Below are 23,168 nucleotides of genomic sequence, written 5' to 3'. Positions count from 1 at the left end.
CGAAACCGCACCGGCGCGCACCACCCCAAGGAGTGTCCTTCGTGACATCCCCGACCATCCCTGCCCCCTCGATGTACTCCGCCGACGACCCCACGGGCTTCACCGCCCTCGAGTCCGAGGTGCGCAGCTACTCGCGCGCCTGGCCGACGGTGTTCGACCGCGCCGTCGACGCCACCGTGTACGCGGAGGACGGGACCCCCTACCTCGACTTCTTCGCCGGAGCAGGGTCGCTCAACTACGGGCACAACAACCGGCGTCTCAAGCAGGTGCTCCTCGACTACCTCATCGACGACCGCATGGTGCACAGCCTCGACATGCTCACCACGGCGCGCCGGGAGTTCCTCGAGACGTTCCACGAGGTGATCCTCGAGCCGCGCGGGCTCGACCACAAGGTCATGTTCCCCGGCCCGGGCGGCGCGAACGCCGTCGAGGCCGCGCTCAAGCTGGCGCGCAAGGTCACGGGCCGCGAGTCGGTCATCACCTTCACCAACGCCTTCCACGGCATGACGCTGGGCGCGCTGTCCGTGACCGGCAACTCGATGAAGCGCGGCGGCGCCGGCATCCCGCTGGTGCACGCCACGCCGATGCCGTACGACGACTACTTCAACGGCGACGTGGACGACTTCGTCTACCTCGAGCGCCTGCTCGAGGACGGCGGCAGCGGCCTCAACGAGCCCGCGGCGGTCATCGTCGAGTCGGTGCAGGGCGAGGGCGGCATCAACTCCGCCCGCGCAGAGTGGCTGCGCGGCCTGGCCGACCTGTGCAAGCGGCACGGCATCCTGCTCATCGTCGACGACATCCAGATGGGCTGCGGCCGCACCGGCGGGTTCTTCTCCTTCGAGGAGGCCGGCATCACGCCGGACATCATCTGCCTGTCCAAGTCGATCTCCGGCTACGGCCTGCCCCTCGCCCTCACGCTCGTGCGGCCCGAGCTGGACATCTTCGAGCCCGGGGAGCACAACGGCACCTTCCGCGGCTTCGCGCCCGCCTTCGCCACGGCGTCCGAGGCGCTGCGCACCTACTGGACCGACGACACCCTCGAGCGGTCGACGATCGCCAAGGGCGCCCTCATCGAGAGCCACTTCAACTCGGTCGTCTCGCGCTACTCACAGCACGAGCTCGTGGCGAAGGGACGCGGGCTGGCCCGCGGCCTGCAGCTGCCCGACGGCGAGCTCGCCGGCCGCGTCACAGCCGAGGCGTTCCAGCGCGGCCTGCTCGTGGAGACCTCCGGCCCCGACGGCGAGGTGGTCAAGCTGCTGCCGCCGCTGACCATCACCGACGACGAGCTGCGCCGCGGCCTGGCGATCCTCGACGAGGCGTTCGCCGCCGTCCTGTCCTGACCCCCACCACCCCCAGAAGCTTCGGAGGAAACCCCCACATGATCGTCCGCACCCTCGACGAGGTCACCGACACCGACGCCGACATCAAGAGCGAGAACTGGCGCTCCAAGCGCATCATCCTCGCGAAGGAGGGCGTCGGGTTCTCGGTCCACGAGACCACCCTGTACGCGGGTACCGAGAGCTTCTTCTGGTACGCGAACCACATCGAGGCCGTGTTCATCACCTCGGGCGAGGGCGAGATCGAGGACCTGGCGACCGGCGAGGTCCACCAGCTCAAGCCGGGCTCCCTGTACCTGCTGAACGACCACGACAAGCACAAGGTGCGCCCGCGCACCGAGATCACGTGCGTCTGCGTCTTCAACCCGCCGGTCACCGGCCGCGAGGTGCACGACGAGAACGGCGTCTACCCGCTCGTCACCGAGCCGGAGACGGCCGCGGTCTGACGCGCTGCACCCACCCCGGTGGTGGGTCGCGACGGCGAGAGCTCCTCCCCCGGACCGGGGGCAGGAGCTCTCGCCGTCTCCCGTCACGGGGCGCCCGATGGGGAGGTCTCCCCATGGTCGCGGCTGGTGCCCGGGCCTACCGTGTCGCGGAGGACCGACGCACCAGGGGGACGACCATGGCACGACGACTCATCCGGCGGCGGACGGCGGGGGCGCTGCTCGCGACGACGACGGCGCTCACGCTCGTGGCATGCTCCGGCGGGGGCGAGGCCCCTGCGGAGGGACCGGCCGACGGAGCCTCGTCGGACGCCTCCTCGACCGAGGCCGGCGAGGCCGGCGAGGCCGGCGAGGCCGGCGAGGACCAGGTCCCTCAGGGCGGTCCCCCCGACCCCGTGGAGCTCGGCGCCCTGGGCGACGTCCTCGGGTACGGGGGCGGCTACGCCCTGTTCGGCACGGCCGAGGGCGGCGAACCGTACGAGGGCCACACCACGGAGCACCAGACGCTGGCCACCATGACCGGCATGACCACCCTGGACGGCCTCGCGCTCGAGAGCCCCACCCTCTTCCTCTCCGACGCCGGGCTCTTCGCGCAGGGGAAGCAGGCCGACGGCTCCCTCGAGGCCTCGTGGGTCGTCGCCCGGCTCGACCCGGAGTCCGGCGCGGAGACGTGGTCGGTCGAGGCCCGGGACCCGAACAGCGGCGACGCCCCGGGCTGCGCCTACGCAGCGTCGGGCGGCGCCCTCGTCGCGACCACCTGCGCCACGGACGACGACATCGAGGACCTGACGTTCCTCGACGCCGAGACCGGCGAGGAGGTCTTCACCCTGCCGGGCGCCGACGGCGTGGAGCAGCAGGTCGCCTCCTTCGACCCGCTCGTCGTCCAGACCGCGGAGGAGTCCGAGGACGGCAGCACGACGCGGTTCGGGCTGTCGGTCCACGACGCGGCGTCGGGCGAGGAGCTCGCCGCGCACGACGACGTGGGCGGCGAGATCTGCATCGGCAACGAGGCGGTCGACCGGTGCGGTGTCGCGATCGACGGCAAGCTCGTCGTCCGGACCGGCACGGACGGCCCCTTCGGCGCCGACGGCGACGTGGCGCTCGTCGACCCGACGACGCTCGAGGTGGCCTGGTCCGCCGGGCCCGGCGACGGGAGCACGAGCCTCCTGGGCGGCGGCCCCGACGGCGTCATCGTGAAGTCCTCCGAGACCAACAAGGCCGTGCTCCTCGACGCCGCGACCGGCGAGGAGGCAGCGGCCATGGACATCGCCGACGGCACGATCTTCGACCGCTCCAGCGGCATCTACCCCCTCGGTGACGGCACCTACGTCGCCGACGGGCTCGCGAGCGAGGACTTCGACTGGATGGTCTCGCTCGACAGCCTGTTCCCCGCCGAGCAGGGGTAGGCCCGGGCCGCAGCCGGTCCGGCGCGGCCTACTTGATCCCCGTGCTCGCGATGCCCTGCACGAAGGTCCGCTGGAAGACCAGGAAGACGACCAGCAGCGGGACGACCGCGACCGTCGCGACCGCCATCACCGCGCCCCACGGCGAGCTGAACGCCGGGTTCGTCGTCAGGGTGGACAGGCCGACGGGCACGGTGAGGCTCTCGTTGCCCTGCAGCACGACCAGCGGCCACAGGAAGTCGTTCCACCGGTTCATGAACCCGAGGATCACCAGCACCCCGACGAGCGGCCCGCAGGAGGGCAGCACCACCCGGAAGAAGGTGCGCAGCTCGCCGGCGCCGTCCAGCCGGGCCGCCTCGATGAGGGCGTCGGGCACGCCGAGCATGAACTGGCGCGCGATGAAGATCCCCACGACGTCGAAGAGGGTCGGCAGGATGACGGCCCAGGGCGAGTCGACCAGGCCGAGCCGCGCGACGACGAGGAACGCCGGCACCAGGGTCACCTGGATCGGGATCATGATCGTCACGAGGAACAGGGCGTACAGCAGCCCCCGCCCCCGGAACCGGTACTTGGCCAGCGCGTACCCGGCGCCGAGGGAGACGCACACGGACAGCGCGGTGCCGACCGTCGCGACCAGCATCGAGTTGCCGAGCCAGCGCCAGACCGGCTGCGTCGCGAAGACCTCGGTGAAGTTGCCGACGGTCGGCGCGTCGGGCCACAGGTAGAACTCGCTGCTCTGCGACTGGCCGCCCGTGGTGAGGGCCGAGACGACCATCCAGTACAGGGGGAAGACGACGGCGATGGCCACGGCGGTCAGGGCCGCGGTGAGCAGCCACCGACGGCGGGACGAACGCCGCTCCCGGGGTGAGCCGCCGGGACGGGTGGGCGCACTGGGCGCGGTGGGCGCGGGGCGCACGGGGACGGCGGTCACAGGAGCTCCTCGGCTTTCTTCGTCGCGCGCTGCCGCAGCAGCGTGAAGACCAGCAGGATCAGCACCAGCAGGAGGCCGAGCGCCGCCGCGTACCCCATGCGGGCGTCGGCGAAGGCGGACCGGAACACGTACTGGATGAGGACGGTGGTGGAGAACCCGGGCCCGCCGCCGGTCATGACGTAGATCACGTCGAAGGCCTGCAGCGAGAACACCACGTTGAGGATCAGCAGGATCGAGGTCGTGGGCGCCAGCATGGGCACGGTGAGCCGCCGGAACCGCTGCCAGCGGCTCGCCCCATCGATCGCCGCGGCCTCGCGCAGCTCCGACGGGATCGACTGCAGCGCCCCGAGGTAGATCACCATGCAGAACCCGATGCGCGTCCACACGACGACGAGGACCAGCGTCACCATCGCGGTGCGCGGCGACGTCAGCCACGGCAGGCCCCCGAGGCCGAGCGCCCGGAGCGCGTTGTTGGCCACCCCGTAGTCCGGGTTGAAGATCCACGACATGATCACGCCGACCACGACGCCGGCCGCGACCATCGGCACGAAGAACAGCGCCCGCAGCACGCCGCGGCCCGGCAGGGGCCGGTTGAGCGCCACCGCCAGCGCGAGCCCGATCGCCATCGCCGTCGGCACGGTGCCCACCGTGAAGACCACCGTGTTGAGCAGGGCGGTACGCAGCAGCGGGTCGGACAGCATGGTGCGGTAGTTGTCGGCGCCCACCCAGCTGCCCTCGCCGAGGGTGGCGGTGTCCTGGAACGACAGGGCCACCGCGATGACGATCGGGACCAGCGAGAACGCCAGGAACAGCAGGCCCGCGGGCCCGACGAAGAGGTAGGGCGCCCAGCGTCCGCGACGGCGGCGCGCGGGCCCGTCCGTCCTCGTCCCCGCGGGGTCGCCCGGCACGGCGTCGGTCGTGGTCCCGGCGGGGGCGGTTCCGGCGGCCGTGAGGGTCTCACCGTGTGGTGACACTGCGCATCGCCTCCGTCATCTGGGTGCCGCACTCGCCAGGGGTGAGCTCGCCGAGGAAGCACAGGTCGAGGTAGTCCGCGAAGACCGAGTTGAGCGAGCTGAAGTACGGCCCGGACTGTGCCCGCACCATCGACAGCGGGATGGTCGAGGCCTGGTCGATGAACTGCTGCATCGTGCTCTCGTGCCGCTGGTAGCCGATGTCGGCCGCGTCGAGGGACGAGCGGGCCGGCAGCCAGTTGCCACGCCGGCAGAACTCGGCGACGTTGGTCCGGCTCGTGACGAAGGCGACGAGCTCCGCCGCGAGCTCCGGGTGCTTGCTGGAGCGGGTCACCGCCAGCGCGTTGCCGCCGAGGTCCGAGGCCTCGCCGTCGTTGCGGATCATGTACGTGGTGCCCCACTCGTCGGGCCGCGCCTCGTCGAGGGCCGCGATCGCCTCGGGGTTGTCGAGCAGCAGGCCGGTCTGGCCGGTGGCGAAGAGATCACGGCCGACGGCGCCGCCGCCGGACTTGCTCATGTTCGCCGGCGAGACGAGCCCGTCCGCGTACCAGCGCCCGCCGAAGTCGAGGGCCCCGACGGCCTCGGGGGTGTCCATGCTCGGCGTCATGCCGTCCTCACCGAGGAAGGCGCCGCCGTTCTGGTAGACGAGCGGCATCCAGCGGTACGCCGTCTCGGGCCCGCCCCAGCCGTACCCGAAGCCGTACCGGCCGGTGAGGCGCTGCGCCTCGCGGGCGATCTCCAGGAACTCGTCCCAGTGCCACGCCTCGTCGAGGCTCTGTGGGACGTCGACGCCGATCTGCTCGATCACCCGCCGGTCGTAGTACGTGATGAAGTTGTCGGTGTGCTGGAAGACGCCGAACAGGCCGTCCTCCTTGGCCCCGATCGCCCAGAACGGCTCCGACCAGTCGTCCTGGTACGCGGCCGGCACGGCGCCGGTCAGGTCCACGAGGCTGCCGTTGGCGGCGTAGCGCCCGATCTGCTGCGGCGTGATGCGGATGATGTCGGGCGCGAGGTCCGCCGCCAGGCGGGTGATGAACCACTGGTGGAACTGCCCGGTCGTCACCTCGACCGCGACGCTGGTGCCCGGGTGGGCCGCCACGAACTCGTCGGCGATCGCCTGGTACGACTCCAGGTCCAGCGGGATGTTCCACGAAGACAGGCGCAGGTGCTTGGTACCGGTCGGGGCGCCGGAGCAGGCCGCGAGCGCGCCCGCGACGCTGATCCCGGCGACCGCCAGGAAGCTGCGGCGGGACAGCCTGCGCGCGACCGGGTTCCCGGTCCCCGCGACGGGGGTCGGCATGTCGTCTCCTCTTCGTCGAGGGTCCGTCGAGGGGCGGCGCGGCGCGCGGCCCCGGCGGTGCCCCGGGCGTCGGCGCCCGGGGCACCGGGGTGCCCCGGGCTCAGAGCGCCAGCGCGGGGTCCCGGTCGGCCGTGCCCGCGCCGGGTGCGGCGCCGTCCGGTCGCAGCGCGGCGGGCAGCAGCGCGGCGTGCGCCGCGAGCAGCTCGTCGGTCATGGCCCGGGCCTGCTCGAGGGTGCAGTGCACCGACGTCAGGGGGTCCAGCGCGACGGCGTGGTGCACGTGCTCGACGTCGCCGGTCAGGGCCGCCCGGACGGCGAGCGTCTGCACGTTGACGTTGGTGCGGTTGATCGCCGCGAGCTGGGGCGGGAGGTCGCCGAACGAGGTCGGCTGCACGCCGTTCGCGTCGACCAGGCACGCGACCTCGACGCACGCGTCGTCGGGCAGGTTGGTGATCACCCGGCCCGCGTTCGGCACGTTGCCGTAGACGACGGCGGGCACGCCCGTGACCACGGCGTTGACGATCGACGCGCCGTACTCGACCGACGGGCTGAGGTCGGCCTCGAGGCGCTCGAGCTGCTCGTCGACGTCGCCCTGCTCGTCGTGCGCGGAGCAGATCTCGTAGTAGTCCCAGCGCTCCGGGAGGTACTCCAGCGTGGTGGCCGGGTCCTTGCGGAACCACGGCACGTACTCCGACGCGTGGTGGCTGGACTCCGTCTCGAACCAGCCGAAGTGGTTCATCAGCGTCGTGCGGACCTGCTCGTTGCCACCCTCGTAGGTGCTGGCCGCGAGGGCCGCGTCGGAGTGGTCGCCGTCGTCGGCGAGCAGGTCGGCCGCGGCGCGCCCGCGCACGTGCCGCTCGGCCATGACCTCGCGCAGCCGCGGGTAGAGGTCCTCGTCCCCGCGGCGGAAGTCGAGCACCCACGCCTGGTGGTTGATGCCGGCGCACCGGAAGGAGACCTCGTCGTACGGGACGCCGAGCGTGCGGGCCAGCATGCGCGTGGTGCCCTGCACGCTGTGGCACAGACCGACGGTGCGCAGGCCGAGCGCGTTGAGGTAGGCGGTGGCCATCGCCATCGGGTTGGCGTAGTTGATGAACTGCGCGCCGGGGCACAGCTCGAGGGCGTCGGCCGCGATGTCCTGGTAGGCGCGCACCGACCGCAGGAAGCGGAAGACGCCGCCGGGGCCGACGGTGTCCCCGACGGTCTGGTCGACGCCGTACCGGCGCGGGATCTCGACGTCGTGCCGGTAGGACTCCACGCCGCCCACCTGGAACGTGATGATGACGAAGTCCGCGCCGGCCAGGGCCTCGCGGCGGTCGGTGGTCTGCTCGACGACGGTGGGCAGGCCGTGGTGGTCGACGAGCTCGCGGGCGGCGCTCGCCACCCGGTCCAGCCGGCCCGCGTCGAGGTCCATGAGGCTGAGCGTGGCGCCGCGCAGCGCCGGGAAGCTGAGCAGGTCTCCGATGAGGCGGAACGGGAAGACGAAGCCGCCGGCACCGATGATGGTGATCTTCGGGGAATGAGCCATGCCGCGACGCTAGGCCCGAGGATGACGGTGGAACCTCCGGCTGACTCGTCCCGGTCTCCGGGATCCTTCGGCCCTTCGAGGGGTCGGCCTATCCTCGCGGCATGGTGCTCGCGGACGACGAGGTCGAGCTGGCGGAACCCGCGCTCTGGGTGCGCTGCGGCGCGCCCCCCGTGATGGCGCGGCCGCACCGGCACGACGACCTCGAGCTCAACCTCGTGCGCACCGGGCGCCTCGACTACCTCTTCGGCGGCTCGCGGCTGCGCGTCGGCGCGGGCGAGGTCGCCCTCTTCTGGGGCGGCACGCCGCACCAGCTCGTCGCCCCGGCCACGCCGTCGACCGACGTCTCGTGGGTGCACGTCCCGCTGGCGCAGGTGCTGGGCTGGGCCCTGCCCACCGAGCACCTCGCGGTGCTGCTCAGCGCGCGGCCCGTGGTGGTGCCCGTCGCGGCCCTGGTGCACGACGTCGAGGCGCTGTTCGCGGCGTGGCACCACGACCTGTCGTCCGGCCGGGACACGACCGTCGTGCTGCTCGAGGTGCAGGCGTTCGTGCGGCGCCTGCTCACCAGCGACGCGCACGACGGCCCGCGGCCCGACGCACCGCACGGCGCGGCCCCGGGCGTCCCGGCCGAGCTCACCGGCGCGGCGTCCCGGGCGACGGCCATGGCGCAGTTCGTCGCCGAGCACTACCGCTCCCCGATCTCCCCCGCCGACGTGGCGCGGGCCGTGCACCTCAGCCCGAGCCACGCGATGACCCTGTTCAAGCGGGTCGTCGGGACGACCATCGGCACCTACATCGCGCGCTGCCGCGTCGCGGAGGCGCAGCGCCTGCTCCTCACGTCGACCCGCACCACGGCGGAGGTCGCGCACGCCGCCGGGTTCACCGCCCAGAGCAGCTTCTACGACACGTTCCGGCAGGTGTGCGGCACGGCGCCGGGCGACTACCGCCGGTCGTTCCGCTGACCGGTCAGGTCCTCCAGCCGGCGGTGCAGCAGCCGCCGGTCGCCCTCCCGGTCCACGAGGCCGAGCGCGGTGCGCAGCGCCGCCGCGGCGTCGTCGGGCCGCCCCGACCGCGCGAGCAGCTCCGCTCGCACGGCCGGCAACAGGTGGTACGAGCCGAGCGCCGGGTCGCCCGCCAGGTCGTCGAGCACCGCGAGCCCGGCCGCCGGCCCGTGGGCCTCGGCCACCGCGACCGCCCGGTTGAGCGCCACGACGGGCGTCGGCGTCATCCCGAGCAGCACGTCGTAGAGGGCGAGCACCTCGTCCCGGTCCGTCTCCGGAGCCGAGGCGGCGCGGGCGTGCAGCGCGGCGATCGCCGCCTGCACCTGGTACGGGCCCGGGCGGCGGACGGCGAGCGCGTCGTCCAGCACCCGCAGCCCTTCCGCGATCTCGTCGCGCCGCCACAGCGACCGGTCCTGCTCGGCGAGCGTGCGCGTGACGCCGTCGGGGCCGTTGCGGGCGTCCCGGCGGGCGTGCTGCAGGAGCAGCAGGGCGAGCAGCCCGCCGGCCTCCGGCTCGTCGGGCAGCAGCCGCGCCGCCAGCCGGGCCAGCCGCACCGCGTCGCCGGCCAGCGCCCGGCGGTCCGTGCCGCCGGCGACGTCCGTCGCGGGCTCCGCCCAGGCGTCGTACCCCTCGGTGAACAACAGGTACAGCACGGTGAGGACGTCGCCGGTGCGCTCCGCGCGCAGCGCCGCCGGCGGCACCCGGAACGTGATCCCGGTCGCCTTGATCCGCCGCTTGGCCCGCACCAGCCGCTGCGCCATCGTCGCCTCGGGGACGAGGAACGCCCGCGCCACCTGGGCAGTCGTCATCCCGGTGAGCGAGCGGAGCGTCAGGGCGATCCGGCCCTCCAGCGGCAGCGCCGGGTGGCAGCACGTGTACAGCAGGCGCAGCAGGTCGCCGTCCGGGTCGTCGAGGTCGCCGAGACCGTCGAGGTCGTCGGGGTCGTGGCCCGTCGGGCCGACGTCGGTGGCCGCGCCCTCCAGCGGCGCCGCGAGCCGGACCGCGGTGGCGGTCCGGTCCGCCTCGGTCCGCCGGCGGCGCAGCACGTCGATCGCGTGCCGCCTGGCGGTCGTCGTGAGCCAGGCGCCGGGCCGCTCGGGGACCCCGTCCCGGCCCCAGGTGCGCAGCGCCGTGGCGAACGCCTCCTGCGTCGACTCCTCGGCCAGGTCCAGGTCGCCCACGTGGCGCGCCACCGCGCCGAGGACGCGCCCCCACTCGGTGCGGAACGCGTCCTCGACCGCGGCGGCCGGCGTCGTCATCGCCTCAGGAGCCGTCGGTGGGCCAGAACGGGTGCACCTCGACCGTCCCGCCGTCCCGGGACCCGGGGTGCTCCGCGGCGACGGCGAGCGCGGCGTCGAGGTCGGGCGCCTCGATGACGTCGAACCCGCCGATCACCTCCTTCGACTCCGTGAAGGGCCCGTCGGTCACGACGGTGCGGCCGCCCGTCACCCGCACGCGCCGCACGTCGGCCGCCGGCCGCAGCCGCTCCCCCAGCACGCGCGTGCCGTCCGCGTCGTGGCGGCGCACCCAGTCCTCGATGGCCGCGTCCGGGCCGCGGTCGGGCAGGTCGGGCTCGATCACGAGCAGCAGGTAGCGCATCACGCACCCCCGTCCGCGTGGGCGTCGGCAGCGGCGACGGCGCCGTCCGGGGCGTCGTCGAGCCCGAGCGGCCAGAAGGGCCGCAGCTCGATCGCACCCTCGTACGCCATCGGGTGCTCCGCGGCAATGGCGATCGCGGTGTCGAGGTCCGGCGCGTCGAGCACGTCGAACCCGGCGATCGTCTCCTTCGTCTCCGAGAACGGGCCGTCCGTGACGAGCGCCCGCCCGCCGCGCACCCGCACCCCGACGGCGTCCTGCGGCGGGCGCAGCCGGTCGCCCAGGACGGCGGCGCCGCTGCCGTAGTGCCGCTCGACCCACGCCTCGATCGGCGGTGCGCCCGCCGCGTCCTCGGGCCTCAGGTCCGGGTCCTCCGGCGTGCTCATGACCAGCATCAGGTACCGCATCAGGCCTCCTCGTGGGTGCGGGCGAACCCGTCGCCTCCACATCGTGCACGGCCCGGGCGGCCGTGTCATGAGGACGACGAACGGGACGGCCCCCGATCGACACCCCTGACGTGGTGGGACGAGATCAACCGTCAGGCGACGGCGTACCCGGCGGCCCGCAGGCGGTCGACGACGGCGGTGCAGTGCTCGTGCCCCTTGGTCTCGAGCTGCACGTTGACGAGCACCTGGGAGACGGTCAGCGACGTGTCCGTGCGGGTGTGCTCCACCTGGACGATGTTGGCGCCGGCGGCGGCGATGGCGTCGAGCAGCTCCGCGAGCGAGCCCGGCTTGTCGTCGATGCACACGCGCAGCTGCAGGTACCGGCCCGCGGCGACGAGGCCGTGCTGCACGACGCGCACCAGCAGCAGCGGGTCGATGTTGCCGCCCGTGAGGACCGGCACGACCGTCCCCGGCAGGGACCCGGGCTCGGCACCCAGGACCGCGGCCACGCCGGCGGCTCCGGAGGGCTCGACGATCTGCTTGCCGCGCTCGGCGACCAGCAGCAGCGCGCGCGACATCCCCTCCTCGGAGACGGTGCGCACCTCGACCCCCAGCCGCGCCAGCACCTCGAAGGGCACGTCGCCGGGCGTGCCGATGGCGATGCCGTCCGCCATGGTCGTGCCGAGCGTGCCGGGCACCGGGCGCCCGGCGGCGAGGGAGGCCGGGTAGGCGGCCGCGGTCTCCGCCTGCACCCCGATGACGCGCACGTGCGGCGCCGCCTCGGCGAGCACGGTGGCGATCCCGGCCACGAGCCCGCCGCCGCCCAGCGGCACGACCACCGTGCCGACGTCGGGCACCTGCTCGAGGAGCTCCAGGGCAACCGTGCCCTGCCCCGTCACGACGTCCAGGTGGTCGAAGGGGTGGATGAGCGTGCGCCCGGAGCGGGCCGCCTCGGCGCGCGCCGCGACGAGCGCCTCGTCGACGGAGGTGCCCACCTGCCGCACCTGGGCGCCGTACCCGCGGGTGGCCGCCAGCTTGGGGACCGACGCGTCCACGGGCATGTACACGACGGCGTCGATGCCGAGCATCTGCGCGGCGAGCGCGACGCCCTGCGCGTGGTTGCCGGCGCTGGCCGCGACGACGCCGCGCGCCTTCTCCTCGTCCGGCATCCGCGACAGGCGCGTGTACGCGCCGCGGATCTTGAACGAGCCGGCGCGCTGCAGGTTCTCGCACTTGAGGACGACGGGCGCGCCCGCGACCTCCGACATCGCACGGAACGGCTGCACCGGGGTGCGGGTGACGACGCCGTCCAGCAGCCGCGCGGCCGCCCGGACGTCCTCGAGGGTGACGCGCTCGATCTCGGGGGGTGTCACTACCGGTGCTCTCCTGCGTCGTTCAGCGGTCGCCCGCCTCGGTGGCGGGCGAGCCAGGAGCGGCGCCGGTGTCGCCGGCCGTCGTGGCCTGCGTGCCGTCCTGCGCGGCGTCCTGGGACGCCCCTCGCCCTGACCAGAGCAGGGTACCGGGCAGCTGAGGGCGTCTGCGCAGCAGCGGGAGATGGTCCTCGGTGCCGAGCTCGGGGAACTTGTCGTGCCCGTGCAGGTACAGCAGGATCGTGTTGAGGACGGCGGCGAGCGGCACCGCGAACAGCGCCCCGACGATCCCCGCGGCGAGGCTGCCGGCCGCCACCACGAGCACCACGGCCACCGGGTGCAGCGACACCGCGTGGCCCATGAGGAACGGCTGCAGGATGTGGCTCTCGGCCTGCTGCACCAGCAGCACGATGCCGAGCATGATGAGGGCCGCGACCCAGCCGTTCGCCACCAGCACCACGGCGGTCGCGATCGCCCCCGTGACGATGGCGCCGATGATCGGCACGAACGAGCCGATGAAGACGAGGATGCCGATCGGCAGCGCCAGCGCCGGCACGAAGAACGCCGAGCCCACGCCGATGCCGACGGCGTCGACGAACGCCACGAGTATCTGCGTGCGGACGTACGCGGACAGGGTGACCAGGCCGCGGCGGCCCGCCTGGTGCACGGGCTCGCGCGCCCGCACGGGCAGCAGGTTGACCAGCCAGGTCCAGATCGTGCGCCCGTCGAGCAGGAAGAAGATCGTGCAGAACAGCGCGATGAGCGCACCGACCAGCACGTGGCCGACCGTGGTGGCCGCCCCCAGCGCCCCGGAGACGAGGCCCGAGCTCGCGACGACGGACTCCTGCAGCTGCTGCCCGTACCGGGAGAGCTGCTCGGCGTCGAGGCTCAGCGGCCCCTCCGCGAGCCAGGTCGTGAACTGCTGGAAGCCGGCGACGGCCTGGTCGGCAAGGTCCTGGAAGCCGGCGACGATGGACCGGCCGGCGAGCGTGACCAGCGCGCCGACCAGCACGATCAGGCCCACGATCGACACGGCGGTGGCGAGCCCGCGGCGCAGGTGCCAGCGCTCGAGCGTCCGGCGCGCCGGCGCGAGCAGGATCGTCACCAGCAGCGCGATGGCGACCGGCACGACGATGGTCTTCAGCGCCGCGAGCAGCCACAGGAAGCCGGCGACGGCCGCCGCGATGAGCAGCAGGCGCCACGACCAGGACGCTGCGGCCCGCACGCTCAGAGGGACCGCGTCGGCGCCGTCGGGGGAGGTCTGATCACTCACGTCCACACCCTAGGCCGCTGGTCAGGGCGTCGCCTGACGGCGCACGTGCAGGTCCCGTACAGGTCGGGTGTGGGCGCGGTCGAGGCAGCCTCCAGAGGCGCTGGCCGTCGCCTGCCGCTACGTTCGCCTCGGGCACCGCCGCCCGGGCCGTGCCCGACCTGAGCCAGGAGGTAGCACGGACGTGAGAGCTCCAGCGCGAGAACCCGGCAGGACACGACCCCGCACGACCCGCCACGACCCGCACCGCGCCCGGGGCGCCTGGCGGCTCGTGGCCGCGAGCGCCGCCGCCCTGGTGGCGCTGCCGCTCGCCGCGGCGCCCGGCGTCGCCGGCCCGGACGCCGCCGCCGACGACGCCGCCGGCCCGGTCGTGCCGGCCGACCCGCAGCAGTGGACCGACCAGGCGGACATGACCTGGGACGACTACGACGGCGTGCGGCCCGACGAGTGGGCGTCGGCGGAGACATCCACCGGTTCCCAGTCGCAGTACCGCACGGCCGTGGTGCTGCTCGAGTTCAGCGACCAGCCGTTCCTCGTGACGCAGGAGGCGGGCGCCCACCCGTTCGGCAACCCGCAGGACGGCTGGTCGCCGGTCCCGCGCGACCAGGTGGCCGACTGGTACGAGGACTACTACGCGACGCCGAACGAGTTCAACGCCGGCCAGACGCTGCACTCGTACTGGATGGAGACGAGCCACGGGAAGATCGGCGTCGACGTGGAGGTCTTCGGGCCGTACGAGCTGCCCGGCAAGCTGCACGAGTACGGCATCGACGACCGGATGAACGGGCCGATCGAGAAGTACTGCCCGATGGGCGACGAGTGCGGCAAGGACCTGCGCGCCGACGGGATGGCCCTGTGGCGCGACGACGTCGGCTGCGCCGAGGGCCTGTGCGACTTCGACAACGCGTTCATCGTCACCGCCGGGCACGACGAGTCCTCCACGTGGGAGGAGTTCGGCCAGATGCGCTTCGCCGACCGCGAGGACGTGCCCGACGAGCTGGGCCCGCCGCGCAACGCGGACGGCAGCCCGGTGCTCAACCAGCTGGGCGAGCCGATGACGAACTGGGCCAGCACCCGGTACGTCGACTGGACGTCGTGGCGGGCGGCGGCCAACCACTGGCCGAACGCGAGCGGCGGGATCTCCACACAGGCGGAGAGCTCGGGGCTGAGCGTGTTCGCGCACGAGTTCAGCCACCTGCGCGGGCTGCCCGACAACTACAACAACCCGTTCGCCGACGACACCCGCAACTACACCGGGTACTGGGAGATGATGAGCCGCGGCACGTTCAACGGCCCCGGTGGCACCCACAACCGCTGGCAGGTGCCGAACGCGGGCGGCTCGGGGCTCGGCCCGCACCACATGGTGCACTACAAGCAGCAGCTCGGCGTCCTGCCGGACGAGGCGACCGTGCAGCTCACCCGCAGCGGGCTCGCGCAGGACGGCGTGGCCGTGACCACGCTGCGCGCCCGTGAGCACGTGCCGGGCGAGGGCGACAAGGTCGCGCTCGACCTCGACGTCGACGGCGGCTGGACCGCCGGGGCGTGCGCGGCCCAGGTCCCCGAGGACCCGGACTTCTGGTGCCCGGACGGCGACAGCTGGCAGGACTACACGATGGAGGTCGTGGACCGGGTCAGCAACGACTCCTTCGTGCCCGGCCACGGCGTGCTCCTGGCGCAGAACCGCGACCGCGGCACCCCGCGCGAGTGGCTGGTCGACGCCAACCCGCAGGACATCGACCGGGTCGACTACGAGCGCCCGGACGGTGAGGCCGTGCCGGTGGTGCGGGGCGACCCGCGCCAGCTCGACGACGCGACCTTCCAGGCGGGGACCGCGTCGGGCAGCGTGTCGGAGTGGGTGGACGAGCCGAACGGGCTGCACCTGTACGTGCTCGACACGCACCGTGACGCGGACGGCGTCCTGTCCTACGACGTCGCCGCCCGGTCCCTCGAGGGTTCCGGCGACCAGGAGCGCGACGGCGAGCTGGGCACTACCGAGGCGGCGCCCGTCGGCGACGGCACGGCGCTGCTCACGGCACCGCTGGCCAACACCGGCGAGGCGGGCGACGGCGTGCACGGCTCCGACGTGTACCGCCTGGAGGCTACGGTCGACGGCGAGGGCTGGGACGCCCACCTGCCGTACGAGGTGACCGCCGTCGAGGCGGGCGACGCCCTGCCCGTCCAGGCGTACGCCACGGCCGGGGACGGCGCGGCCGACGAGGCCACGGTGACGATCACCGCGACCAGCGAGTCCGACCCGGACGTCACGGCGACCACCACCGTGACCGTCACGCACGACGACCTGGAGGTGACCCTGGACACCGCGTCCGCCCTCGTGGAGGCCTACGCCGCCCAGGGCGTGCTCACCCGCGGCGAGCGGGGCGCGCTGCTGGCCCACCTGCGGGTGGCCGGCCAGGTGCCGCCCCGGCCCGCCGACAAGGCGCTGGCGCGGTTCGCCGACGCCGCGGGCGACGTCGCGTCCGAGGGACGTCGCAACCTGGCGAGCGCGGCACTCGTCTCGGTCGCGCAGGACCTGCGGGGCTGACCCCCGCGGGCGCGAGCGCCGGGTGCGCGTGGTCGGTCCGCCCGGCGCCTCAGTCGGCCCGGCGCCTGCGCTGCGGGTGGAGCGTCTCGCCGCGCTCCAGCATCGCGACGAACCTCGCGACGTTGCGCTCCCGGGCATCGGCCGTCTTGAGCGCCCCGAGCCGGTGCAGGATCGCGTACCGGTTCTGCGACGTGAGGACGTCGAACATCGCCTGGGCGTCGGGGCTGGCCCCGAGCGCCGCCGCGAGGTCGGGCGGCACCTCGGCGCGCGCCGGGCCCTCGTACGCGGCGTCCCACCGGCCGTCGGCCTTGGCGGCGTCGATCTCCGCCTGGCCCCGCGGCCGCATCCGCCCCTCGGCGGTCAGCCGCGCGACGATCTCCTGGTTGCGCACCGACCAGCGGCTGCGAGGGCGGCGGGGGCAGAACCGCTGGAGCATCGTGTCCGCGCCCAGGCTGCGCATCTGCGCGTCGATCCACCCGCTGCACAGCGCCTCCTCCAGCGCCGTGGCGTGGGTGAGCGTGGTCGGGGCCGGGCGGCCCTTCTTCGCCAGCACCAGCCACGCCCCGTCGGGGCAGGTCTCCTCGTGCTCGTCCAGCCACGACCGCCACGCCGCCGGGTCGGGCAGCGCGAGCTGGTCGGGCCGGTCGGGACGGAGGTCGGTCATGATCAGGACCCTACGACCGGAGGCCGGGTCGTGCGACGGGCCGCGCGCGGCGCGTCACCTCCGCCGGGTCACGGGCGTCGGGACAGAATGTCCGGCATGTCGCAGGCCGCGCCACGGAGCACGGTCGCCGGGGACGAGCCCGGCGACGACCCCGCCCCGCTCGCGCCGCTGATCGGGCTGGACCCCGGCGCGGACGCCGTGTACCGGTCGCTGCTCGACGCGCCCGCCAGCACCGCGGCGGGCCTCGCCGCCGGCGGGCCCGGAGGCGCCGCGGACGTCGCGGCGGTGCTCGACGACCTCGTCGCGCGCGGGCTCGCCGTCGTCGAACGACCGCGGCACGACGACGCCGGCCCCGACGGCGGACGCACCGCCGCGTCCCCGCGGTACCGCGCGGCGTCGCCCGCCGTGGCGCTCGGCCCGGTCCTGGACGCCCAGCGGGCGGCGTTGCGGGAGGTCGAGAACGCCGTCGCGGCGCTGACGGACCGGCACCGCGCGGCGCAGTCACGGACGGGCGGCGGGCCCGTCGAGGTGATGGTCGGTGCCCGGGTGATCCGCCACCGGCTCATCGCCCTGCAGCACGAGGCGCGGCAGCAGATCCGCACCATCATGCCGTCCCGCTCCCCCACGACCGTGATCTCCCTCGAGGACAACTTCGAGGAGGCCGAGCGGGAGGCGATGCGGCGCGGCGTCCGCATCCGCACCGTCATGGACCGGGGCTGGCTCGACGACCCCCGACACCGTGACGCCCTCACCGGGTTCGTCGAGGCCGGTCAGCAGCTCTCGGTGGCCGACGGGCTCTCCATCAAGCTCGTCATCGCGGACGACGACGTCGCGGTCCTCCCGCTCGACCCCGCGCACCACGAGGCCGACGAGCCGGTCTCCCTCGTCGTGCACCGCAGCGGCCTGCTGACCGCCCTCATCACCCTCTTCGAGCAGTCCTTCGAAGGCGGCTGGCTGCTGGGCACCGGCGGTGCCGCCCCCGACGCCGGCGCCCGCCCCGGCAGCCCGCGGCCGACCGTGCCCGACGCCGTCGACCGGCAGATCCTGACGCTGCTGCGCGTGGGGATGACGGACGCGGCGATCGCCCGGTACGTGGGCATGGGGCACCGCACGGTGCAGCGCCGCCTGCACGACCTCATGACGTCGGTCGGCGCGGCGACGCGCTTCCAGCTCGGCTGGCACGCGGCCGTCGCGGGCTGGCTCGACGACGACCCGTCCTGAGCTGGCGGCTTTGTGCCGTGGCGCAATCACGCACGGCCGGGGTCCTTGTCTGCCCGTGGGCGCGCGGCGAGCCTTCGAAGGTCCGCGTGGCGCAGCTCGCGCCGCACCGTTCGAGCCACTTCGTGAGAGAAGGTTCGCATGCCGACCCGACGAGCAGGACGCCTCCTGGCCGCCGGCCTGGCCGTGGCGACGACCAGCACCATGCTGGCCGCGCCCGCCTGGGCCGACGACGACCCCGCACCGGCACCCGAGGCCGCGCCCCGGGCGGCGGTGGCCCCGACGATCACGCAGGGGCTCGACGACGCGCCCCGCACCGGCACTCCCCAGCAGGTCGCGCGTGCCTACATGGCCGCCCACGACGACGTGTACGACGTCCCGGCCGACGACCTCGAGCCCGTCCGCACCACGACGGACGGCACGCAGACCGCGGTCCGGCTGCAGCAGCAGCACGGAGGCGTGCCCGTCTTCGGCGCGCAGTACGCCGTGCAGACCGAGGAGGCGCCGCGGTCCCGCGCGACGGGCGAGCCACGGCGAACCGTCACGTCCGCGACCGGCACGCTGTACACCGACCTGTCCGTGAGCACCACGCCCGACGTCGACGAGGCCACGGCCGAGGCGCGGATCGCCACGCTCGACGCGACCCTGCGCCGCGCCGTCGACCCGCGGACGGAACGCCACGGCCTCACCGTGCTCCCGGACGCTGCGGGCGGCGTCCTGGCCTGGCACTTCACGGTGCGCGGCGCGACACCGGACGGCGCTCCGCTGCGCCAGGAGGTCTTCGTCGACGCGCACGTGGGAGGCATCGTCCTGTCGTACAACAACGTCGACGCCGCGACGGCGCCGTCCGCCGCCGACCCGGTCGAGGCGACCGGGGTGCTCGTCGACGGCGCCGAGACCACGCTGCAGGCGAACCGCGAGGCCGACGGGACGTACACGCTCGCGGACTCGAGCCGGGACATGTTCGCCGAGACCGGCGGCCAGATCCGCACTTACGACGCCGAACGCGCCGGCTACCTCGACCTCGTGGGCGGGCCGGTGCCCGAGGACGTGCCGCTCGTCGCGTCCGGCACCGACCGCTTCGAGGGCGCGGACACCACCTCCGGCGCCGTGGACGCGCATGCCAACGCCGCGAAGGTCTACGAGTACTACGCCGAGCAGATCGGCCGGGACAGCATCGACGGCGCGGGCGGGACCGTGCACTCGGTCGTCAACGTCTCCGCCAACGGCGCCGACTACGCGAACGCGTTCTGGGACGGCACCAAGATGGTCTACGGCCACATGGAGGGCGTGCCGCTCTCGGTCGGTCTCGACGTCGTGGGCCACGAGATGACGCACGGCGTGACCGAGCACTCGGCGGGCCTCGTCTACCTCAACCAGTCCGGCGCCCTCAACGAGGCGATCTCGGACTACTTCGGCAACGCGATGGAGACCGCCGACAAGGGGGTCGCGATGGACGACCCGACGTCGGGCCTCGTCGGCGAGCACCTGTGCAACGGCGAGGGCACGCTCACCGACTGCGCGCTGCGCGATCTGAACGACGGGCGCACCACGCTCGACGACTACGAGATGATCACCCTCGACGTCGACAACGGCGGGGTGCACTACAACTCGACCATCGTCGGCGGCGCCCTGTGGGACCTGCGCAAGAAGATCGACCCGCAGCTCGCCGACCAGATCGTGTACCGGACGGCGCAGAACTACCTCACGCCCCTGTCGGGGTTCACCGACATGCGGCACGCGGTCACGCTGGCGGCCGAGTCGCTCGACGTCCCCGCCGACGTCCTCGGCGCGATCGGCGCGGCCTTCGACGCGCACGGCATCGCGGACGGCTGGGAGCAGCGCGCCGGCACCCAGGACGGCACCGTCCTCGCGGCGCACGTGGTCCCGGCCTACGAGCTGTACGCCGGTGTCGACCAGGAGGCCGCGCAGGTCTCCGGCGACACGTACGTCATCAGCCACGGCGACGCGATCGCCTGGGACCAGGGGGCGAACAAGTTCGCCCTCACCGTGGGCCGGGTCGGCAAGAACGCCGACAGCGGGCACGTGGTGGCCGAGGACGGCGCGTTCCTCCTCGACCCGGCGGTCGACTCCCGGCGGGTGGTCTTCACCCGGGTCACGCCCGACGGCGTCGGGGTCTACGCCGTCGGCGACAAAGGGCAGGGATCGATCAAGAAGGTGGTCGACGAGGCGGGCGCCGACGAGACCGAGCCCGTGACCGACGACGGCGCCCTCGCCTGGCTGCGCACCACGCCGGACGGCGAGACGGACGTCATGGTGCGCTCCGCCGACGGGACCACGACCAACCTCACCCCGGAGGCCGGCACCGTGGCCAGCACGCTGACCATGCGCCAGGGCACCGTCGCGTGGGTCGGCGACGACGGGACGTGGGTGCACGTCCACGACGTCGCGTCGGGCGAGACGCAGAAGAAGCGCATCACCGGCTTCCTCTTCGGCCAGGTCGTGGACGTCCAGCTCACCTCCGACAGGGTGTTCTGGAGCGAGAACCAGAGCCTCCTGTTCACCTCGACGCACTTCTCGTCCGCGCCGCTCGGCGACCTGGACCAGGCGGCCCGCCTGAAGCTGGAGTCGTCCACCTACCTGGCGCAGCTCTCCGTGACGGACTCGTACCTCGCCTACTCGACGTACGACATCTGGGGCTCGCTCGGCTCGTGGTCCACGCCGCCGAAGGTGCGGGTCGCGCCGACGGCCGACGTCGTGGCCGGCACGGCCACGTGGGGCGCCGTGACCTGCTCGACCGGTGCCCAGCTGGCCCCGTCCCTGGGTGACGGCCAGCGTGCCGTGTGGCTCGACACGTCGGCCGCCGACACGGACGTCGTCACCCGCAGCACGTTCGCCGGGTCCTGCGAGCAGTAGCCGGCACACCGCCTCCGCACGGTGCCGGGGCCCCGTCCGTCGGGCGGGGCCCCTCGTGCGCCGGCTAGCGCTTCTCGAGGGCCACCTCCCAGAGCCGCCGGGCGTTGTCGAGATACTGGTTCACCGCGGGCTGATGGTGCAGCTCGAGGATCGCCTCGTCGTTCCGGCGCAGGCTGGTCGTGTTGTAGTTGTGGCTGCCCGTGAGGACGAAGGACGCCGCGCCTCCCCGCGCGTGCGCCGGACCCGCGTCCCGCGCACCGGAGACCACGAGGTACTTGGAGTGCAGGCGCCCCGTGGCCTCGACGTCCTCGAGGGTCTTGCGGGGCACGCCCGCGGAGTCGAGCGCCGCCGCGACCTGCTCACCAACCGGGCCAGCGACGACCGTGACGTCGCACCCGGTGTGCTCGAGCCGCGCGATCTCGTGCGCCACGCCGATCCGGGTGTCGTCCCACTCGCTCATGCCCAAGGCGACGCGGGTGCGGCCGGGGACGCAGCCCAGGAGGGACAGGCGTTCCTCGACGGGGTCCGCGGTCGCCGCGGGGAAGAAGCGGGCGACGGAGACCCCGGCGGGACCCCGGGAGCGGACCGTGCGGTGATAGTCGGGGTCCTGCTCCATGCGGACGAGATCCGCGTGGTACTCCCGGTAGGCGCGATACAGCCCCCGGTCCCCGGTGACCGTGACGGCGTTGTTCCAATAGCTGACGTGGTTGACGTCGGTGACGTTGGCTGACGACTGGACGACCACGTCCTCGCGCCCGGACACCGAGGAGAAGAGGGCGAACTTGTTGTGCATGCCCTTCGTCCCCTGGCACGAGCTCGTGTTGCCCTCCGGAGAGGCGTGCGCGCAGACGGTCACCCACGACCCGGCGGACGTGTCGGTGCCGAGCGTCGAGATCAGCCGGGCGGCCGGCGGTTTCTCGACCTGCCAGCCGTCCATCACGACCTGGACGTGCACACCCCGGCGGTGGGCCGCGAGGAGCTGGTCCACGTAGTCCTCCCCCGCCTCGCCCGAGATGACGAACGCCGCGAGCGAGATGGTGGAGCCGGCGTCCGCCTGCTTGAAGTACGAGCACAACCGTTCGGCCACGGCGCCGGCGCGGTCGTGCAGGGGATCGGAGAACACAGCACCGGTCCGTACGGTGACGGAGGGCGCCTCGGCGCAGGGCGTCTCCGGGGCCTTGTCCGGGGGGATGAACTCGTGGCCCGGAACCGGACCGGACGGCAGTCCTTGCGCCGGCGCGACACCCAGCGCCAGGGCTGCTCCGACGGCCACGGCGGCGATGCGACGGAACGGTGTCATCGGTCGCTCACACCTCCTGCGGGTAGATGATCGACTTGACCGCCGTCGGGTCCGTGCGCCCCACCTGGAGTGCGTCGGCCGTGCGGGCGAGGGGGAAGCTGTGGGTGTGGAGGCCGTCCAGGCTGACGCGCCCTGAGGCGACCAGGGCCATGGCCAGGGGCCAGGTGTCCTTGTAGCGGTTGACGGTCGCGAGGGTGATCTCGTTCCAGTTGAGCGTGTGCAAGGGCAGGTCGACGTCGTGCTTGCCGATCCCGATCGACGCCGCCCGGCCACCTTGTCGCAGCCGCTCGAGACCTTGACGGAGCACACCTGGAGCGCCGCTGCACTCCAGCAGCACGTCGTAACCCTGCCCCTGGCCGGACAGCTCCTCGCTGGTCGACGTCTCGAACCCGTGTCGAGACGCGAGTGCGAGCCGCTCCGTCGACACGTCGGACATCGTCACCGAGAGCGCGCCCTCCGCCCGCGCCGCCTCCGCGGCCAGCAAGCCGACGGGCCCGGCACCGGTGACCAGGACGCGGTCCCCCGGCACCAGTGCCGCCCGACGGCAGCCCCACAGGCCCACGGAGAGCGGCTCCAGCAGCGCCCCCGCCTCATAGCTCATCGAGTCGGGCATCACGAAGAGCGTCCGGGCGTCGATGGCGAGCCGCTGGATCAGGGCGCCGTCCACCGGGGGCGTGGCGAGGAACTCGAGCCGGGGGCACAGGTGGTATCGCCCCGCCCGGCACTGCTCGCAGTCCCGGTCGGGCACGCTGGGCTCGACGGCGACACGGTCCCCGACCTGGACGTTCGTGACGCCCTCGCCCACGGCGACGACGTCAGCCGAGACCTCGTGGCCGAGCACGAAGTCCCCGTCGACCACGAACGGGCCCACGCGGCCGTCGAGGAAGTACGACACGTCGGAACCGCACACCCCGACGGCGCGAGGCGCGATGACTGCCTGACCCGGTGCGGGGACGGGGTCCGGTCGTTCCCGGATCTCGATCGCGCCGGGGCGGGTCATGACGGCGGCAAGGTTGCCCATGGTTCTCCTCCTG

At 73.6% G+C, this 23,168-nt stretch carries 19 protein-coding genes; 7 read left to right on the top strand and 12 right to left on the bottom strand.

All coding sequences use genetic code 11. The features are described from left to right. Positions 1-71 precede the first annotated feature (71 nt). The 3 genes from ectB (at position 72) to IEW03_RS13885 (ending at position 3,186) form a co-directional block, all read left to right on the top strand. Positions 72-1,340 carry a diaminobutyrate--2-oxoglutarate transaminase gene (gene ectB, locus IEW03_RS13895; RefSeq protein ID WP_188524366.1) on the top strand — a complete coding sequence of 423 codons (1,269 nt, stop codon included), beginning with the start codon at positions 72-74 and terminating at the stop codon, positions 1,338-1,340. Positions 1,341-1,378: 38 nt separating this feature from the next. Continuing rightward, positions 1,379-1,783, top strand: coding sequence for an ectoine synthase (locus IEW03_RS13890; RefSeq protein ID WP_188524291.1), 405 nt, complete (start codon positions 1,379-1,381; stop codon positions 1,781-1,783). A gap of 176 nt (positions 1,784-1,959) precedes the next feature. Then, a complete protein-coding gene (locus IEW03_RS13885; protein ID WP_188524290.1) occupies positions 1,960-3,186 on the top strand; it encodes a PQQ-binding-like beta-propeller repeat protein in 1,227 nt (408 codons plus the stop codon). Between the two features lie 28 nt (positions 3,187-3,214). Here IEW03_RS13885 and IEW03_RS13880 read toward each other — a convergent pair whose 3' ends face one another. The 4 genes from IEW03_RS13880 to melA form a co-directional block, all read right to left on the bottom strand. Continuing rightward, positions 3,215-4,114: a carbohydrate ABC transporter permease gene (locus tag IEW03_RS13880; RefSeq protein ID WP_229738066.1), complete on the bottom strand. Its 900-nt coding sequence runs from the start codon at positions 4,112-4,114 to the stop codon at positions 3,215-3,217. Then, a complete protein-coding gene (locus tag IEW03_RS13875) occupies positions 4,111-5,088 on the bottom strand; it encodes a carbohydrate ABC transporter permease (protein ID WP_229738064.1) in 978 nt (325 codons plus the stop codon). Before IEW03_RS13875 ends, IEW03_RS13880 begins: the two co-directional genes overlap by 4 nt. Next, on the bottom strand, positions 5,072-6,385 hold the full coding sequence (locus tag IEW03_RS13870) for an ABC transporter substrate-binding protein (RefSeq protein ID WP_188524289.1): 1,314 nt from the start codon (positions 6,383-6,385) through the stop codon (positions 5,072-5,074). The genes IEW03_RS13875 and IEW03_RS13870 overlap by 17 nt, the downstream gene beginning before the upstream one ends. 100 nt (positions 6,386-6,485) lie before the next feature. Beyond that, positions 6,486-7,913: an alpha-galactosidase gene (gene melA / locus IEW03_RS13865; protein WP_188524288.1), complete on the bottom strand. Its 1,428-nt coding sequence runs from the start codon at positions 7,911-7,913 to the stop codon at positions 6,486-6,488. A 101-nt stretch (positions 7,914-8,014) separates the two neighbouring features. Here melA and IEW03_RS13860 point away from each other — a divergent pair, with 101 nt between their 5' ends. Further along, positions 8,015-8,872 carry a helix-turn-helix domain-containing protein gene (locus IEW03_RS13860; protein WP_188524287.1) on the top strand — a complete coding sequence of 286 codons (858 nt, stop codon included), beginning with the start codon at positions 8,015-8,017 and terminating at the stop codon, positions 8,870-8,872. Here IEW03_RS13860 and IEW03_RS13855 read toward each other — a convergent pair. From IEW03_RS13855 to IEW03_RS13835, 5 genes are all read right to left on the bottom strand, one after another. Next, positions 8,851-10,170: an RNA polymerase sigma factor gene (locus IEW03_RS13855; protein WP_188524286.1), complete on the bottom strand. Its 1,320-nt coding sequence runs from the start codon at positions 10,168-10,170 to the stop codon at positions 8,851-8,853. The two genes, IEW03_RS13860 and IEW03_RS13855, sit on opposite strands and share 22 nt — an antisense overlap. Before the next feature lie 4 nt (positions 10,171-10,174). Beyond that, on the bottom strand, positions 10,175-10,510 hold the full coding sequence (locus tag IEW03_RS13850; RefSeq protein WP_188524363.1) for a YciI family protein: 336 nt from the start codon (positions 10,508-10,510) through the stop codon (positions 10,175-10,177). After that, the gene (locus tag IEW03_RS13845; protein ID WP_188524285.1) at positions 10,510-10,914 is read right to left on the bottom strand and encodes a YciI family protein; all 405 of its coding nucleotides are present in this window, start codon (positions 10,912-10,914) and stop codon (positions 10,510-10,512) included. The genes IEW03_RS13850 and IEW03_RS13845 overlap by 1 nt, the downstream gene beginning before the upstream one ends. A 131-nt stretch (positions 10,915-11,045) precedes the next feature. Next, positions 11,046-12,266, bottom strand: a complete 1,221-nt coding sequence (gene ilvA, locus IEW03_RS13840) for a threonine ammonia-lyase (RefSeq protein ID WP_188524284.1) — start codon at positions 12,264-12,266, stop codon at positions 11,046-11,048. Positions 12,267-12,288: 22 nt separating this feature from the next. Continuing rightward, complete coding sequence (locus tag IEW03_RS13835) at positions 12,289-13,536, bottom strand: AI-2E family transporter (protein ID WP_188524283.1); 1,248 nt, start codon at positions 13,534-13,536, stop codon at positions 12,289-12,291. Between the two features lie 181 nt (positions 13,537-13,717). Between IEW03_RS13835 and IEW03_RS13830 the strand changes: the two genes are divergently transcribed. Then, positions 13,718-16,075: a M6 family metalloprotease domain-containing protein gene (locus IEW03_RS13830; RefSeq protein ID WP_229738062.1), complete on the top strand. Its 2,358-nt coding sequence runs from the start codon at positions 13,718-13,720 to the stop codon at positions 16,073-16,075. Between the two features lie 49 nt (positions 16,076-16,124). Here the strand turns inward: IEW03_RS13830 and IEW03_RS13825 are convergent, their stop codons facing one another. Beyond that, on the bottom strand, positions 16,125-16,739 hold the full coding sequence (locus IEW03_RS13825; RefSeq protein WP_188524282.1) for a YdeI/OmpD-associated family protein: 615 nt from the start codon (positions 16,737-16,739) through the stop codon (positions 16,125-16,127). 96 nt (positions 16,740-16,835) lie between these two features. On the opposite strand from IEW03_RS13825, the gene IEW03_RS13820 reads away from it, so the two are divergent. Then, positions 16,836-17,960 carry a hypothetical protein gene (locus IEW03_RS13820; RefSeq protein ID WP_188524281.1) on the top strand — a complete coding sequence of 375 codons (1,125 nt, stop codon included), beginning with the start codon at positions 16,836-16,838 and terminating at the stop codon, positions 17,958-17,960. Positions 17,961-18,098: 138 nt separating this feature from the next. Next, complete coding sequence (locus IEW03_RS13815) at positions 18,099-20,834, top strand: M4 family metallopeptidase (protein WP_188524280.1); 2,736 nt, start codon at positions 18,099-18,101, stop codon at positions 20,832-20,834. A 64-nt stretch (positions 20,835-20,898) separates the two neighbouring features. Here IEW03_RS13815 and IEW03_RS13810 read toward each other — a convergent pair whose 3' ends face one another. Together IEW03_RS13810 and IEW03_RS13805 are read right to left on the bottom strand one after the other, a co-directional pair. Next, positions 20,899-21,957 (bottom strand): phospholipase D-like domain-containing protein, encoded by a 1,059-nt coding sequence (locus IEW03_RS13810; protein WP_188524279.1) that lies wholly within the window; start codon positions 21,955-21,957, stop codon positions 20,899-20,901. Between the two features lie 184 nt (positions 21,958-22,141). After that, the gene (locus IEW03_RS13805; RefSeq protein WP_188524278.1) at positions 22,142-23,155 is read right to left on the bottom strand and encodes an NAD(P)-dependent alcohol dehydrogenase; all 1,014 of its coding nucleotides are present in this window, start codon (positions 23,153-23,155) and stop codon (positions 22,142-22,144) included. Positions 23,156-23,168: the final 13 nt, after the last annotated feature.

Origin of the sequence: Isoptericola cucumis, from assembly GCF_014635665.1 — a bacterium.
GTDB classification, from domain to species: domain Bacteria; phylum Actinomycetota; class Actinomycetes; order Actinomycetales; family Cellulomonadaceae; genus Isoptericola; species Isoptericola cucumis.
The sequence above is the reverse complement of the archived record's forward strand: the minus strand, read 5'-3'. Positions and strand labels throughout refer to the sequence as shown.